Origin of the sequence: Luteibacter sp. 9133, assembly GCF_000800155.1 — a bacterium.
Taxonomy (GTDB): domain Bacteria; phylum Pseudomonadota; class Gammaproteobacteria; order Xanthomonadales; family Rhodanobacteraceae; genus Luteibacter; species Luteibacter mycovicinus.
On sequence record NZ_JUHO01000001.1, the window covers coordinates 1,856,910 to 1,869,775 of the forward strand.

Sequence of the window (12,866 nt, forward strand, 5' to 3'; positions counted from 1 at the left end):
ATGCCGAAATGAATCGACCGCATCATCGAGCGGCTGTTCGCCGCCTCTTTGGAGGCGCATAGTCATTTTGCATGAGGACCATGCAGCCATGGGAAAAGGAGAGCCATATGACGACCGACAAGTCATCGGACGCGGCCGACACTGCCGAACAGCTGCGCAACGCTGACAGCGCGCCTGCTGCCGAAGCCCCGCAAGATCGCTGGACCATTGCTATGCCTTCCTGGCCGGAAGGGTATGCCAACCCGAGGCGAGGGCGCGAGGGGGCCCCGGAGCCCGTGTCGGCCGCGTCGTCGTTCCCTGCCGGCGGCGACGGTTCCTCGAGGGTATCCAGACTCAGGCCGAGCGGGCGCGATCCCATCCATGTCGATCCCGGTGCGCGGATTGCTGACCGCGGTGTGGTCGCCACCGACCCCTATGGCGGCCTGGTAGGCGGAGAGCTCATCGCCTGGCAGGTCGAGCCCGGCGACCCTCATGCCGAAGCGCAGGCACATTTCCTCATCGACGGTCGCCCGTCAAAATACGCCAGCGCCTACACTGATTCCGGTGGTCGGGCGTTGCCGCCGGTGCCGCTTATCGCATCGGGGTTGCCGGGTGACAACTTCAAAGTCCGGGCATTCACGGTGAACGCGCCCATCGATCGCAAGGTCGAACACGAATTCTTCGTCCGTGTCTCGTCGAATGTGCCAACTACGCTCGACGGAGAGTTTTATGGCACGCGTAAGCTGGCTGCGGGTATGTCGCACGATCTCGACGGACTCTTCGAGCTAAAGGATCAGGACGGGAAACATTACGATTTCGGATCGCTCGTCTTCGAAATTCTCGACCCATACGATGCTCCGGCGTTTCTGGGGTTCGCGCCTGGATCACTCGTCGGTGTTCCGCTGAATGGGACAAAGCTGCAACTCGAGGGAGGGCTCCGGGTGAACGTGTGGCCGGCCACCGTCGAATCGCCCTTCATCATCCGGGTTAGTCGGTATGGGCTGCTTCCGAAGGATTTTCAGTTCTGGTCCGTTCCGCGCTGACGAGCGTCGTCGACTCGTGCGCGCCCGAGCGAGAAGAGACGATCGGCATTGCGTGTCGTGACCTCGGCAACCTCCTCGCGGCTGATGCCGCGCAGGACCGCCACGGTGTCCACGACATCGGTCATGAACGCCGGCTCGTTGCGTCGGCCGCGACGATGCATACAGGGCTGATCGGGTGCATCTGTTTCGAGCAAAAGCCACTCCGGCGGCATGGTCGCGACGACGCGCCGGATCCGGTGAGCCCGGTCGTAGGTGACCGGGCCACCGATGCCGATATGAAAGCCGAGGTCGAACAGCTGTCGGGCTTGCTCCTCGCTTCCCGAGAAGCTGTGCACTACGCCACGCAATCCGCCGATCCGGCGAAGCGTATGGATGACCTCCTCGAACGCCCGGCGTGCATGCACGATCACCGGAAGGTCGTGCTCCTTGGCGATGCCCAGCTGGCGGGCGAACACGTCGCGCTGCCGCACCGGATCCAGTCCTTCGACGTACCAGTCCAGCCCGATCTCGCCCACGGCCACGGCGCCGCGGCCGTCGAGCCAGTCGGGCAGTTCGGCGAGGTGCTCGTCGCGATGCCGGTCGATGAACAAGGGATGGAGGCCGTAGGCGGGGAAAATACCGTCTCTCTCACCGGCGAGTCGCTCGATCGTTTCCCAGTTGCCGCGATCGATCGCCGGCACGATCCAGCGGCGAACGCCCGCGGCGGCTGCGCGCTCGTACATCCCCCGCCGGTCGCTGTCGAACGACGCGTCGTCCAGGTGTGCGTGGGTGTCGACCAGATCGACCATGTAAGCGTGATGCCTGAATGAAGGTGGCGACAGTCTAAGGCCTCATTCAGTTTAACGAATGTCAAATGTCCTCCGAGGCGACTTCCGGGAGATGGGGCTCATGCGCCATCGAGGTCGCGGACCTTCGTTAGGAGAGTAGGGTTATGAGCAGTCTGAAGATTTCCGTCCTGAACATCGCGTTGGGCGCGGCGCTGGTGTGCGGCCTGTCCGCGTGCAACCGCGACGCGAATGCCGACGTGTCCTACCGTGGCGACGGCGCCGCGGCTTCTGCTCCCGCGCCCGCACCGGCCGGCCCGAAGTACGGCCGCGTGGTCAGCGTCGATCCGGTCCGCGAGGCGGCCTCGTCGCCGCAGCGCGAGTGCCACGACGAGGTGGTGACCCGCCACGTGCCGGTCAGGGACCAGCATCAGATCGCCGGTACGGCCATCGGCGCGGTCGCCGGCGGTCTGCTCGGCAACCAGATCGGCGGAGGCAAGGGGCGCACCCTGGCGACGGTGGCCGGCGCGGTCGGTGGCGGCTATGCGGGCCACGAGATCCAGGAGCGCCGCCAGGAGACGAACACCACCACGAGCACGGTGCGCAAGTGCAGCACCGTGGCCGGCACGTCGGGTGACAAGATCGTCGCTTATGACGTTCGTTACGAATACAACGGCGTGACGCGTTCGGTGCGTATGGATCACGATCCGGGCGATCGCGTCGAGGTACAGGAAGGCGTGTCGGTCGTTTCCGACGCACGCTGATTCTCCAACGCGTTCCCAGAGGCTTCATCCATGTACAGCATTGTCCGCAAGTCAGGCCTCGTCGCCGCCGCCGTCGCCACGCTGTCGTTGACGGCGTGCTATGAGCAGCCACGTCGTGTGTATCGCGAGGATCGCGTCGTGTATCAGGGCGCGCCGCGAGGGTGCGAGCAGTGCGGCGTCGTGGACGACGTCGAGCAGGTCTATACCCAGCGCGACTCGTCGCCGCTCGGTGCCGTCATCGGTGCGGTCGCCGGTGGTTTGCTGGGCAACACCATCGGCAAGGGTGACGGTCGTTCGGCCGCCACCGTCGGTGGTGCGGTGGTCGGCGGCGTGGTCGGTAACCAGGTCGGCAAGCGCAACGGTGCCGATCAGGTCGCTTTCCGCGTGAGCATCCGTCTGGACGACGGTCGCCGGGCCACAGTGACCCAGGTGGAAGATCCGCAGCTGCGTCGCGGCGATTACGTCGAGGTGCGCGGGGATCGCGTCTATCGTCGTTGATCGTTTAGACGTATGGACGGCTAAATAAAAACCCGCTTCGGCGGGTTTTTTATGATCGATGAGAAAATCGGGCGCAAAAAAAAACCCTCATCCGAGGGCCCCTTTTCCCGGGAAAGCACAAGCTGCCCGCTCTGCCTTCCTTTTCCCCTCACGTTGTAGAGCCGTTGTCAGTTCACGGCGTAGAACGCGTGGTCGCCGATCTTGCGAACGATGCGGCTTGCGGACCAGTTCGGCGAGACGGCAGCCGTGGCGAAGTGGTCGGCCTGCGGAACATAAACGAGTCGTTCACTCTTTGGCAGGCTCCAGTTATTCAGGGAGTCGCCTGCCACCTTCCATGCCTTGGACCAGGAGACGAGATCCGTGATCTCGAAATCCTTCGGCGTGGTGGTGATCGCAAACTGATGTGGCGCCGAAACGACGTCGCACACCTTGTCGCCGCCCATGCCGCGGTCGCGGCGTCGAAGGGCGACTTCCGCCACGGCGTACTGGCCGATAGTGGGTTCGCTACGTGCTTCGAGGTATACCGTCGTCGCCAGGCACGTCTGGTCAGCGAGGTGGCTCGGGAGGACGGACGCCATCCAGAGCAGCGCGGAAAGTTTCATGTGTATCTGCCTCCAACGAGCTTTTCCGTCACTTGCGGCTTTCTTTCGGAAAGAGCCATGGGGGACGTATGAGCGGTAGACGGGCGGGCAGGCCGTTACTACCTGGACCAACCGACGACATCCGATGTTGTGTTTGGAGAAACACGGATGAGGCGGGCGTCACACACTGTGACTGTACTGGGCGACTGTCCGGAGTCGCCCGGTATGGGGGTGCACCGAAAGGGAGCGGCTCGCAAAGGCGGCGGCTCCGTCGGCTGACTACGCGCTACTCATGGGCTGCGCGCTGCTCAATCTCCGGCTTTCGCCGGGTCGCGCCAGAACCGTCATCATCGACGGATCGTCGCGGGTGTAACCGTGGAGAAACACCACGACCACTTAAATTGGATCGGCGGAGCCTAGTGGCGCTGCACGAATTCTGCAAGTGCGTGAGCTGTCCGGTTCAGCTTTAACTCACACATTGCGTGAGACACATTCTTGCGAATCTGCGGAAGATCACGCTTCGAATGTCGATAAGATGTGTAGGTGCTTGTCATCTATTTCAAGAGGCTCTGCCGATGCAACGCTGTCGTCGAGTACGACAAGCGATATAGGTGAAGGTTGCGATGCCGCATGCATCAGCACGATACCTATGTCGCGGCCGTTAACGCGTAGCGTCTCGCCCTCGCGCAACGTGTCATCGCTTCGCACGACGTGCAGATGCTTTTTGTGACCGCCCAGAAAATGCAGTCGCGCAGCGATTTCCTGTCCAGGAAAGCATCCCTTGTCGAATACGACGGCACCCAGTCGCTCCATCGACAAGGCGGGCGGAAGCAGTGCGTCGATCGCCTCGTCGGGAAGCCACGCATATCCTTTCCGTATGTGACGCGCGTACCAGGTGTCTCCACCTTGCGTCGTATTTATACGTGTCGATGTATCGCCTTCACCGAAATACAGGGCGTCATCTTCTTCGCGTACATCGCCGTCGCCGATCGCGTTACCGTCGGATACATGCAGCACGTCGGATACCGCGATCTTCACCTTCGAACGAAAGACGAAACGTTTCAGGTCGGAAGCCAGCGTCTCGGCATCGCCGCCACGCGGAACGACGACGAAGCGGTCGTCTTCGGGGTGCGCGATCTGAAGCAGGGCGCGAACCCGACCCTTGGGATCGAGCCAGCCGCTCCATTGCCAGCGACCCACCCCAAGAGAGAGCACGGCGCTGCCGAACTGGGCATTGGCGAAAGCGGCCGCGTCGGGGCCGGTGAGGGTGATCGTGCGAGTGGTACGGCTCGGCATGGGGAGGCGCAAGTCGGGGCGGAGGCGTAGGATATACGGTCAGCCCAAGGCCAAACCAAGGTTTGGCCCGATCGTCAAGGTTGTGCTGATTTGCCACAGGTATTACCCTTTTGGGGCTTTATAACCATGTCCGACAATCCCTCCAAGTCCGAAGGCCCGAACGATTCCGCCCCGGCGAAGCCGCTCGTACCGCCACTCGTCCCCACGAATGGCGAGCCAAAGGTCGAGAAAGCGCCGCTGGACCCCACGCGTTATGGCGACTGGGAAAAGAACGGACGCTGTATCGACTTCTGAGTCCAGGAAGGCAAGGGTAGGTGCGTCGGGCATCAGCGATTCCAATCCAGGATAGCCGCCATGGCACAAACGGGACGACCGCTCTCACCCCATCTCCAGATCTACAAGTGGCAAGTGCAGATGGTTTCTTCCATCCTGCACCGCGCCACCGGCATCATCAATGCCGTGGGTAGCCTCATCATCGTCTGGGGGCTCGCGTCTCTCGCCGCCGGTCCTGACACCTTCGGAACCTTCACCGGCATCGTCGGGAGTCCGTTCGGTACGGTCGTCATGGTCGGCTGGACGCTCAATTTCTTCTATCACCTGTGCAACGGCATCCGCCATCTGGCGCAGGACGCCGGGCAGGGATACTCGATCCAGTCCTTCGTACGTTCCAGCTGGCTGGCGATCGTCCTGGCCATCGTGCTCACCGCGCTGGTGTGGGGCTACATCCTGATGGGAGCGCACGCATGAGCAAGGACCTGCGCAATCCGCTTGCCCGCGCCCGTGGCCTCGGCTCGGCGAAAGAGGGCGTCAGCCACTGGATGCTCCAGCGCCTCACCGCGGTCGGGTTGATTTTCCTGACCCTCTGGTTCGTCATCACGGTGCTGAGCCTCATTCACGCCGACTACGCCACCGCCCGCGCATCCATCGCCAGGCCGTGGAACGCGGTGATGCTCATCGCTCTCATCGTCACGATGTTCAGGCATGCCGTCCTCGGCCTGCAGGTCGTGATTGAAGATTACGTCCACACGCGCTGGCTCGAAGTCGCGTCGCTGGTGGCCATCAAGTTCATCGCCGTACTCGCCGCGCTCTCGGGCGTGCTGGCCGTGCTGCGCATCGCGCTCGGAAACTGATCGATGGAAGCCTATAAGGTTCAGCAACACAAATACGACGTGATCGTGGTCGGCGCCGGTGGCGCAGGCCTTCGCGCCACCTTCGGTCTGGCCGAGAAGGGCCTCAAGGCCGCGTGCATCACCAAGGTCTTCCCGACCCGTTCGCACACCGTGGCGGCGCAGGGCGGTATTTCCGCCGCGCTCGGCAACATGGGTGAAGACGACTGGCGTTACCACTTCTACGACACCATCAAGGGCTCCGACTGGCTCGGCGATCAGGACGCCATCGAATACATGTGTCGTGAGGCCATTCCGGCCATCATCGAGCTCGAACACTACGGCGTGCCGTTCTCGCGTACCGAGGAAGGCAAGATCTACCAGCGTCCGTTCGGCGGCATGACCACGCACTACGGTCAGGGTACCGCGCAGCGCACCTGCGCCGCGGCCGACCGTACCGGTCACGCCATCCTGCATACGCTTTACCAGCAAGCTCTGGCGCACGACGCCACGTTCTTCATCGAATACTTCGCTATCGATCTGGTCTTCGAGGATGGCAAGTGCGTGGGCGTGCTTGCCCTCGACATGAACGAAGGCACCCTGCACCTGTTCCGTGGCCATGCCGTGGTCATGGCCACGGGCGGCTACGGTCGCGCGTACTTCAGCGCCACCTCCGCGCATACCTGCACGGGCGATGGCGGCGGCATGGTGCTGCGCGCCGGTCTGCCGCTGCAGGATATGGAGTTCGTGCAGTTCCACCCGACGGGCATTTACGGTGCCGGCTGTCTGATCACCGAGGGTGTCCGAGGCGAAGGTGGTTACCTCACCAACTCCGAGGGCGAGCGCTTCATGGAGCGCTACGCGCCCAACGCGAAGGACCTCGCTTCGCGCGACGTCGTCAGCCGCGCCATGACCATCGAGATCCGCGAAGGCCGCGGCGTGGGCCCGAACAAGGACCACATCCATCTCAACCTGATGCACCTCGGTCCTGAGGTCATCAACGAGCGCCTGCCGGGCATCGCCGAGTCCGCGCGCATTTTCGCCGGCGTCGACGTCACCAAGGAGCCGATCCCGGTCCTGCCGACCGTTCACTACAACATGGGCGGCATTCCGACCAACTATCACGGCGAAGTCGTGACCAAGCGCGACGACGATCCGGATTCGATCGTCCCGGGTCTGTTCGCGATCGGCGAAGCGGCCTGCGTATCGGTGCATGGCGCCAACCGTCTGGGTTCCAACTCGCTGCTCGATCTGGTGGTGTTCGGTCGCGCCGTGGCGCATCGCTGCGCCGAGCTCATCAAGACGGGCACGCCGCACAAGGATCTCCCGGCCAATGCGCTGGACAAGATCCTCGGTCGCTTCGACGCGCTGCGTAACGCCGACGGCACGCTGCCGACCGCGGCGATCCGCGCCGAGATGCAGAAGACCATGCAGTCCGACGCCGCCGTGTTCCGCACGGGCGAGACGCTGAAGGAAGGCAAGGCCAAGATCTCCGAGGTCTTCACCTCGTTCGAGAAGGTCAAGGTCAGCGACCGCTCGCTGGTCTGGAACTCCGACCTGATCGAAACGCTGGAGCTCTCCAACCTGCTCGCGCAGGCGGTGGCTACCATGCATTCGGCCGAACAGCGTCCGGAAAGCCGCGGCGCGCATGCCCGCGAGGATTTCCCGGATCGTGACGACCATGACTGGCAGAAGCACACGCTGGTGTGGATCGACGAGGCCGGCAAGTCCAGCTTCGACTTCCGCCCGGTGCACATGTACACCCTGACGGACGACGTCGAAGTCGTGCCGCCGAAAAAGCGCGTTTACTGATACCGGACCGGAGAGGCAATCGTGGCAGAGTTCACGCTACCCAAGAATTCCAAGATTACGGCCGGCAAGCATTTCCCGGCGAAGGGCGCGAAGAACACGCGTACCTTCAAGATTTATCGCTGGACGCCGGACGACGGCCAGAATCCGCGCACCGACACGTACGAGGTCGATCTCGATACGTGCGGTCCGATGGTTCTCGACGCCCTGCTCAAGATCAAGAACGAGATCGACTCGACGTTGGCGCTGCGTCGCTCGTGTCGTGAAGGCATCTGCGGTTCGTGCGCCATGAACATCGACGGTACCAACACGCTGGCGTGTACGCGCGCCATCGAGGAGTGTGGCGGCGGTACGGTCAACATCTACCCGCTGCCGCACATGCCGGTGGTGAAGGACCTGGTGCCGGATCTCACTCACTTCTACGCCCAGTTCGCGTCGATCAAGCCGTGGATGCGCACGCAGAGCCCGGCGCCGGCCGATAAGGAGCGCCTGCAGTCGCCGGAAGACCGCAAGAAGCTCGACGGTCTCTACGAGTGCATTCTCTGCGCCTGCTGCTCGACCTCGTGCCCGAGCTACTGGTGGAACGGCGACCGTTACCTCGGTCCCGCCATTCTGCTGCAGGCTTACCGCTGGATCGTCGACAGTCGTGACGAGGACACCGGTAACCGCCTCGACGACCTCGAAGATCCGTTCAAGCTCTACCGTTGCCACACGATCATGAACTGCGCGCGCACCTGCCCGAAGGGTCTCAACCCGGCCAAGGCGATCGCGGAGATCAAGAAGCTGATCGTGCAGAGGCGGTCGGCTTAAAAGGCCTCTGTAGGAGCGCGCCCCGCGCGCGATGGTTTTGCGGTATCCCTTGAGGGAATCGTTAAACCCATCGCGCGCGGGGCGCGCTCCTACAGGATGCCGTTCCCGCTATGGAAGACGCCCGCCTCAAACGCCTCCGCTGGCGTACCCGACGTGGTACCCGCGAACTCGATCGCCTGTTCGGGTGGTGGCTGGAAGAGCGTTTCGCCGACGCCGATGAAGCCGGAAAGACGGCATTCGATGCGCTTCTGGACGTGCAGGATCCCGATCTCTGGGATTGGGTGATGGGCCATGCCCGCGCCCCTCGCGACGACTGGCAGGCGATCATCGATGACATCCGCGCAAGGCATCAGATTTGAGATAAAGCCGTCGGCCACGCTGAACGCATGGCTTGTCGTGGTGGTTTGTCTGGCCACGCTCGCACCTTTATTCACCTCGCTGCCGTTGTTCGCCCGCTGGTCGTCGATGGCGGTTGTCGGCGTAATCGGCATGCGTCGGGTCCGCCGGTATCGGCACCCGCGGCTGCGTCGGTTGCATTGGGCCGTCGATGGCGTGTGGAGCGTGACGGATCGCCGCGGGTTGGCCATGCCTGCGGAACTGTTGCACGTTCGACGGGTCGGATTGGCGGTGTTTCTCCGGTTTCGCTGGCGCGGCGGGGCAGGGCATGTGTTACTGATGCCTGACAGCACGCCGACGGAACACCTCCGTCTTTTGCGCGGCCGTTTGAAACGGGCGTGAGGGCCTGTAAGCGTATCCCGGCGAAAGCTGAAGGATATCTGCCCGGTCTATTGTTCCAGCTTGCCCCGACGGGCCGCATCGGGCACTCTGCCGCGCGGTGCCTGCCTTTCGCGGTGGCCCCCTCCTTCAAGGCTGCGATCGACAGGTATGTTCAGACCCCTCGAACTCTTCATCGGACTGCGCTACACGCGCGCCAAGCGTCGCAACCAGTTCATTTCGTTCATCTCCACGGTGTCGATCGTCTGCATCGCCATCAGTGTGACCGCGCTCATCACGGTCATGTCGGTGATGAACGGCTTCGATAACGAATTGCGTAACCGCATCCTGGGCGCCGTTTCGCATATCACCGTGTCCGGTATCGACGACACGGTGCAGAACTGGCAAACGGCCGTGAAGACCGCCGAAGCCACCAAGCATGTGAAGGGCGCCGCGCCCTATGTCGAGATCCAGGCGTTTCTGCAGGCCCGCCGACCCAGCGGCGCCCTGATCCGCGGCATCGTGCCGTCGCTGGAGCCGAAGGTCTCCGACATCGATACGCATATGGTCGAAGGCAAGATGACCGACCTGACCGATCGCAGCTGGAAGATCGCGCTGGGGCGCGAGCTGGCCATGACGCTCGGTGTGCAGGTGGGCGACAAGGTGACGGTCGTGGTGCCTCAGTTCACGGCGACGCCCATGGGTGCCGTGCCCAAGTTGCGCAGTTTCACGGTCAGCGGCATCTTCGAGCTGGGCATGCAGGAATACGATGCCAACCTCGCCCTGATTTCCATGGAAGACGCCCAGCGTCTCAACGGCCTCAATGGTCCGACCGGGATCCGCCTGAAGCTGGACGACCTCCGCGCCGCCTGGCCGGTGGCGCAGGACCTGGTCAACAAGCTCGGCCAGACGTACCGCGTCGAAACCTGGATGGATACCCACGCCAACTTCTTCCGCGCGATCGACATGGAGAAGACGGTGATGTTCGTGATCCTGTCGCTGATCATCCTGGTCGCGGTGATCAACCTCATTTCCATGCTGATGATGCTGGTGACGGACAAGCAGGCTGACATCGCCATCCTGCGCACGCTCGGCTCGACGCCGCGCAGCATCATGGGCATGTTCATGGTGCAGGGCCTGCTCGTCGGCATCGTCGGCATCGGCGCGGGCGTCGCGCTCGGCGCGTTGCTGTCGTACAACCTGCCGGCCATCGTGAAGTGGATCGAGCACGTCACGGGGCAGAATTTTCTCTCGCCCGACGTGTACTACATCAGCGAGCTGCCCAGTCAGCTGCTCTGGTCCGACGTGGGCTGGGTGGTGCTGGTGACCTTCGCTTTCTCGCTGCTGGCCACGCTTTATCCGGCGTGGCGTGCCTCGCGCACGCAGCCCGCCCAGGCGCTCCGTTATGAATAAGCCCAACGACGATATCGTCCTGCGAGCCACGGGCGTCGCCAAGGTGTATGAAGAGGGCGACCTGCGTACGGGCGTCCTGTCCAACGTCAATTTCGCCCTGCGTCGCGGCGAGACGATGTCCATCGTCGGCGCATCGGGCTCGGGCAAGTCGACCCTGCTTCACATCATCGGTGGGCTCGATACGCTCACGGCCGGCAAGGTCGAGGTGAACGGTCGTGTGCTGTCCGAACTGTCGGACGCCGAGCGCGGTCGTGAGCGCAATCGCTCACTGGGCTTCATCTACCAGTTCCATCATCTGCTGCCGGAGTTCACGGCGCTGGAAAACGTGTGCATGCCGCTGCTGATTCGTGGCGTGTCGATTGCGCAGGCGCAGAAGGAAGCGACCGCGTTGCTCGAGCGCGTTGGGCTGTCATCGCGGCTACGGCATCGTCCGGCCGAGATGTCCGGCGGTGAGCGTCAGCGTTGCGCCGTGGCGCGTGCGCTGGTGACGCGTCCGGCGTGCGTGCTGGGCGATGAGCCGACCGGCAACCTGGACGAAGCCAATGCGGCTCACGTTTATGAGTTGATGCTGGAACTCAATCGGGAGATCGGTACCAGCTTCGTGCTGGTGACGCACGACACGCGGCTGGCGGGGCGGATGGATCGGACCCTTGAGCTGCACAACGGGGAATTGCAGGAGCGCTGAGGTCCGTCGTCGTCCTGTCGGGCGGATCGCCGGGAGGGTTGGCGCAGACCGGGCGCGGGTGCCGGATCGCTCGTCAGATCGTTCTGGCCGTCATGCGCTGAGCGGCGGCTCGGCCGGCTTCATCAGCCATGGCAACCACGGCGTAGTTGTGGCCGCCTTGTGACCAGTAGTCGGCCAGCAGGCCGCTGTCTTCGCGGGTGCCTCGCGGCAGCAGGTGCCGGGCGACGCCCGGCGGCCTCACGTAGAAACTCACCGTGTGGCCGCTGCCGTCGTCATAGAGGACCATGGCCGCCGGACCCTGGTCGGTCGCGAACAGGCGGCCGCCGATCGGACGAAAGCCGGCATCGGCGAGGTCGGGCAGGCGGACGCTGGAGCCGACGCGGCCGGCCAGCCAGGAGCGGAGATCGCCCTCGTTGGCCGTCGTGATGTCCATGCCCACGCCGTGATCCAGCGCCAACAGGCGATAGGCCTGCATCGCATCGGCCATGGGCTTTATGGCGCCCGGGCCCATGCCGCGCGCGGCCCAGCCGGCCATGCCGCCCACGGCGAGACAGAACAGCAGGCTGGCCGCCATGGCCAGACGAACGATGCGACGGCGACCGGCGCGCGCTCTGACCAGGGCGGGATCGAAAGCCGGGGCAGGGGCGAGATCGCCCGCCAGCAAGGTCCGCAGCTGCTGGGCGTCCTGCCGCCAGCCCTGTACTTCGTCAGCGCGCTCGGGATGACGGGCGAGATACCGTTCCACCTCGCTACGGTGCGGCGAGTCCAGGTGACCGTCGACGTAGGCGTGGATGTCGTGTTCGCTGGGGGGCGTGTGGGTCATTTCAGCAGTCGCAGGGCAGGTGTTTCGGGGACGCCCTCGCCCAGCCGGCGCAGCGCGCGGCGGGCCCGGGACAGTCGGGACATGACGGTGCCGATAGGCACTTCGAGGATGTCGGCTACCTCCTGGTAGCTCATGCCTTCGACGGTGATCCAGATCAGCAGGCTCCGTTGCTCGACCGGCAGCGAGGCGAACGCGGCCAGGGTCGAGTGCGCCACGGCGACCCGCTCGGCCGACGGCCAGGTCGGCTCTTCCCGGCCCAGCATGCTCAGCAGGCGGGCGTAACGGCCGGACCGTCGCTTCCCGTCGAGGAACAGCCGGTACAAGATCGAGAACAGCCATGCCCGCAGACTCTCGTCGTCGCGTCGCGCATGCCATTTCGACAGCGCGCGCTCGATCGTGGACTGGACCAGATCGTCCGCGGCGTGTTCGTCGCGGGCAAGCCACAGCGCGAAGCGCCGCAGTCGCGGCAGCATCGAGCGTAGGGCTTCGTCGATCTTGGGGTCGGACATTCCGGACCTCGGTCGGTGGTGTCGGACGTTAGACGCCCGGTTCGAAGAAATATTCCCCTGCCCGGGAATAAA

Annotated in this window: 17 protein-coding genes; 12 read left to right on the forward strand and 5 right to left on the reverse strand. The window is 63.9% G+C overall.

The features are described from left to right. The first annotated feature begins 107 nt into the window (after nt 1-107). Nucleotides 108-1,022, forward strand: a complete 915-nt coding sequence (locus tag FA87_RS08100; protein ID WP_043693687.1) for a hypothetical protein — start codon at nt 108-110, stop codon at nt 1,020-1,022. On the opposite strand, the gene FA87_RS08105 is transcribed toward FA87_RS08100, so the two are convergent. After that, complete coding sequence (locus FA87_RS08105; protein WP_043693690.1) at nt 998-1,810, reverse strand: TatD family hydrolase; 813 nt, start codon at nt 1,808-1,810, stop codon at nt 998-1,000. The genes FA87_RS08100 and FA87_RS08105 overlap by 25 nt on opposite strands. Nucleotides 1,811-1,953: 143 nt before the next feature. On the opposite strand from FA87_RS08105, the gene FA87_RS08110 reads away from it, so the two are divergent. Then, on the forward strand, nt 1,954-2,550 hold the full coding sequence (locus tag FA87_RS08110) for a glycine zipper 2TM domain-containing protein (protein WP_036113634.1): 597 nt from the start codon (nt 1,954-1,956) through the stop codon (nt 2,548-2,550). Nucleotides 2,551-2,580: 30 nt separating this feature from the next. Then, nucleotides 2,581-3,048: a glycine zipper 2TM domain-containing protein gene (locus FA87_RS21285; RefSeq protein ID WP_043693693.1), complete on the forward strand. Its 468-nt coding sequence runs from the start codon at nt 2,581-2,583 to the stop codon at nt 3,046-3,048. A gap of 167 nt (nt 3,049-3,215) precedes the next feature. On the opposite strand, the gene FA87_RS08120 is transcribed toward FA87_RS21285, so the two are convergent. Continuing rightward, complete coding sequence (locus FA87_RS08120) at nt 3,216-3,650, reverse strand: cell wall hydrolase (RefSeq protein ID WP_036113631.1); 435 nt, start codon at nt 3,648-3,650, stop codon at nt 3,216-3,218. Nucleotides 3,651-4,142: 492 nt separating this feature from the next. Further along, on the reverse strand, nt 4,143-4,925 hold the full coding sequence (locus FA87_RS08125) for a folate-binding protein YgfZ (protein ID WP_043693696.1): 783 nt from the start codon (nt 4,923-4,925) through the stop codon (nt 4,143-4,145). A gap of 126 nt (nt 4,926-5,051) precedes the next feature. On the opposite strand from FA87_RS08125, the gene FA87_RS20320 reads away from it, so the two are divergent. The 9 genes from FA87_RS20320 (at nt 5,052) to lolD (ending at nt 11,462) form a co-directional block, all read left to right on the forward strand. Further along, a complete protein-coding gene (locus FA87_RS20320; protein ID WP_081996514.1) occupies nt 5,052-5,219 on the forward strand; it encodes a DUF1674 domain-containing protein in 168 nt (55 codons plus the stop codon). Between the two features lie 60 nt (nt 5,220-5,279). Beyond that, nucleotides 5,280-5,672: a succinate dehydrogenase, cytochrome b556 subunit gene (gene sdhC, locus FA87_RS08130; protein ID WP_036113627.1), complete on the forward strand. Its 393-nt coding sequence runs from the start codon at nt 5,280-5,282 to the stop codon at nt 5,670-5,672. After that, complete coding sequence (sdhD, locus tag FA87_RS08135) at nt 5,669-6,055, forward strand: succinate dehydrogenase, hydrophobic membrane anchor protein (protein ID WP_036113624.1); 387 nt, start codon at nt 5,669-5,671, stop codon at nt 6,053-6,055. Before sdhC ends, sdhD begins: the two co-directional genes overlap by 4 nt. 3 nt (nt 6,056-6,058) lie before the next feature. Then, nucleotides 6,059-7,843 carry a succinate dehydrogenase flavoprotein subunit gene (gene sdhA / locus FA87_RS08140; protein ID WP_036113622.1) on the forward strand — a complete coding sequence of 595 codons (1,785 nt, stop codon included), beginning with the start codon at nt 6,059-6,061 and terminating at the stop codon, nt 7,841-7,843. Nucleotides 7,844-7,864: 21 nt separating this feature from the next. Further along, nucleotides 7,865-8,650, forward strand: a complete 786-nt coding sequence (locus tag FA87_RS08145) for a succinate dehydrogenase iron-sulfur subunit (RefSeq protein WP_043693699.1) — start codon at nt 7,865-7,867, stop codon at nt 8,648-8,650. Nucleotides 8,651-8,760: 110 nt separating this feature from the next. After that, nucleotides 8,761-9,009 (forward strand): succinate dehydrogenase assembly factor 2, encoded by a 249-nt coding sequence (locus tag FA87_RS08150; protein WP_043693702.1) that lies wholly within the window; start codon nt 8,761-8,763, stop codon nt 9,007-9,009. Further along, a complete protein-coding gene (locus tag FA87_RS20705) occupies nt 8,981-9,388 on the forward strand; it encodes a hypothetical protein (protein WP_156128520.1) in 408 nt (135 codons plus the stop codon). The genes FA87_RS08150 and FA87_RS20705 overlap by 29 nt, the downstream gene beginning before the upstream one ends. A gap of 147 nt (nt 9,389-9,535) precedes the next feature. Continuing rightward, nucleotides 9,536-10,777: a lipoprotein-releasing ABC transporter permease subunit gene (locus FA87_RS08155; RefSeq protein WP_043693705.1), complete on the forward strand. Its 1,242-nt coding sequence runs from the start codon at nt 9,536-9,538 to the stop codon at nt 10,775-10,777. Further along, a complete protein-coding gene (lolD, locus tag FA87_RS08160; RefSeq protein WP_036113617.1) occupies nt 10,770-11,462 on the forward strand; it encodes a lipoprotein-releasing ABC transporter ATP-binding protein LolD in 693 nt (230 codons plus the stop codon). The genes FA87_RS08155 and lolD overlap by 8 nt, the downstream gene beginning before the upstream one ends. Before the next feature lie 73 nt (nt 11,463-11,535). Here the strand turns inward: lolD and FA87_RS08165 are convergent, their stop codons facing one another. Next, entirely contained in the window at nt 11,536-12,285 is a 750-nt protein-coding gene (locus FA87_RS08165; RefSeq protein WP_043693709.1) for an anti-sigma factor, read from the reverse strand. Further along, nucleotides 12,282-12,794, reverse strand: coding sequence for a sigma-70 family RNA polymerase sigma factor (locus FA87_RS08170; RefSeq protein WP_043693712.1), 513 nt, complete (start codon nt 12,792-12,794; stop codon nt 12,282-12,284). Before FA87_RS08170 ends, FA87_RS08165 begins: the two co-directional genes overlap by 4 nt. Between the last annotated feature and the right edge of the window lie 72 nt (nt 12,795-12,866).

Excerpts from the sequence above, each read along its gene's own strand:
- FA87_RS08100 (WP_043693687.1), top strand. The coding sequence starts at position 108 with ATGACGACCGACAAGTCATCGGACGCGGCCGACACTGCCGAACAGCTG.
- FA87_RS08105 (WP_043693690.1), bottom strand. The coding sequence starts at position 1,810 with ATGGTCGATCTGGTCGACACCCACGCACACCTGGACGACGCGTCGTTC.
- FA87_RS08110 (WP_036113634.1), top strand. The coding sequence starts at position 1,954 with ATGAGCAGTCTGAAGATTTCCGTCCTGAACATCGCGTTGGGCGCGGCG.
- FA87_RS21285 (WP_043693693.1), top strand. The coding sequence starts at position 2,581 with ATGTACAGCATTGTCCGCAAGTCAGGCCTCGTCGCCGCCGCCGTCGCC.
- FA87_RS08120 (WP_036113631.1), bottom strand. The coding sequence starts at position 3,650 with ATGAAACTTTCCGCGCTGCTCTGGATGGCGTCCGTCCTCCCGAGCCAC.
- FA87_RS08125 (WP_043693696.1), bottom strand. The coding sequence starts at position 4,925 with ATGCCGAGCCGTACCACTCGCACGATCACCCTCACCGGCCCCGACGCG.
- FA87_RS20320 (WP_081996514.1), top strand. The coding sequence starts at position 5,052 with ATGTCCGACAATCCCTCCAAGTCCGAAGGCCCGAACGATTCCGCCCCG.
- sdhC (WP_036113627.1), top strand. The coding sequence starts at position 5,280 with ATGGCACAAACGGGACGACCGCTCTCACCCCATCTCCAGATCTACAAG.
- sdhD (WP_036113624.1), top strand. The coding sequence starts at position 5,669 with ATGAGCAAGGACCTGCGCAATCCGCTTGCCCGCGCCCGTGGCCTCGGC.
- sdhA (WP_036113622.1), top strand. The coding sequence starts at position 6,059 with ATGGAAGCCTATAAGGTTCAGCAACACAAATACGACGTGATCGTGGTC.
- FA87_RS08150 (WP_043693702.1), top strand. The coding sequence starts at position 8,761 with ATGGAAGACGCCCGCCTCAAACGCCTCCGCTGGCGTACCCGACGTGGT.
- FA87_RS20705 (WP_156128520.1), top strand. The coding sequence starts at position 8,981 with ATGACATCCGCGCAAGGCATCAGATTTGAGATAAAGCCGTCGGCCACG.
- FA87_RS08155 (WP_043693705.1), top strand. The coding sequence starts at position 9,536 with ATGTTCAGACCCCTCGAACTCTTCATCGGACTGCGCTACACGCGCGCC.
- lolD (WP_036113617.1), top strand. The coding sequence starts at position 10,770 with ATGAATAAGCCCAACGACGATATCGTCCTGCGAGCCACGGGCGTCGCC.
- FA87_RS08165 (WP_043693709.1), bottom strand. The coding sequence starts at position 12,285 with ATGACCCACACGCCCCCCAGCGAACACGACATCCACGCCTACGTCGAC.
- FA87_RS08170 (WP_043693712.1), bottom strand. The coding sequence starts at position 12,794 with ATGTCCGACCCCAAGATCGACGAAGCCCTACGCTCGATGCTGCCGCGA.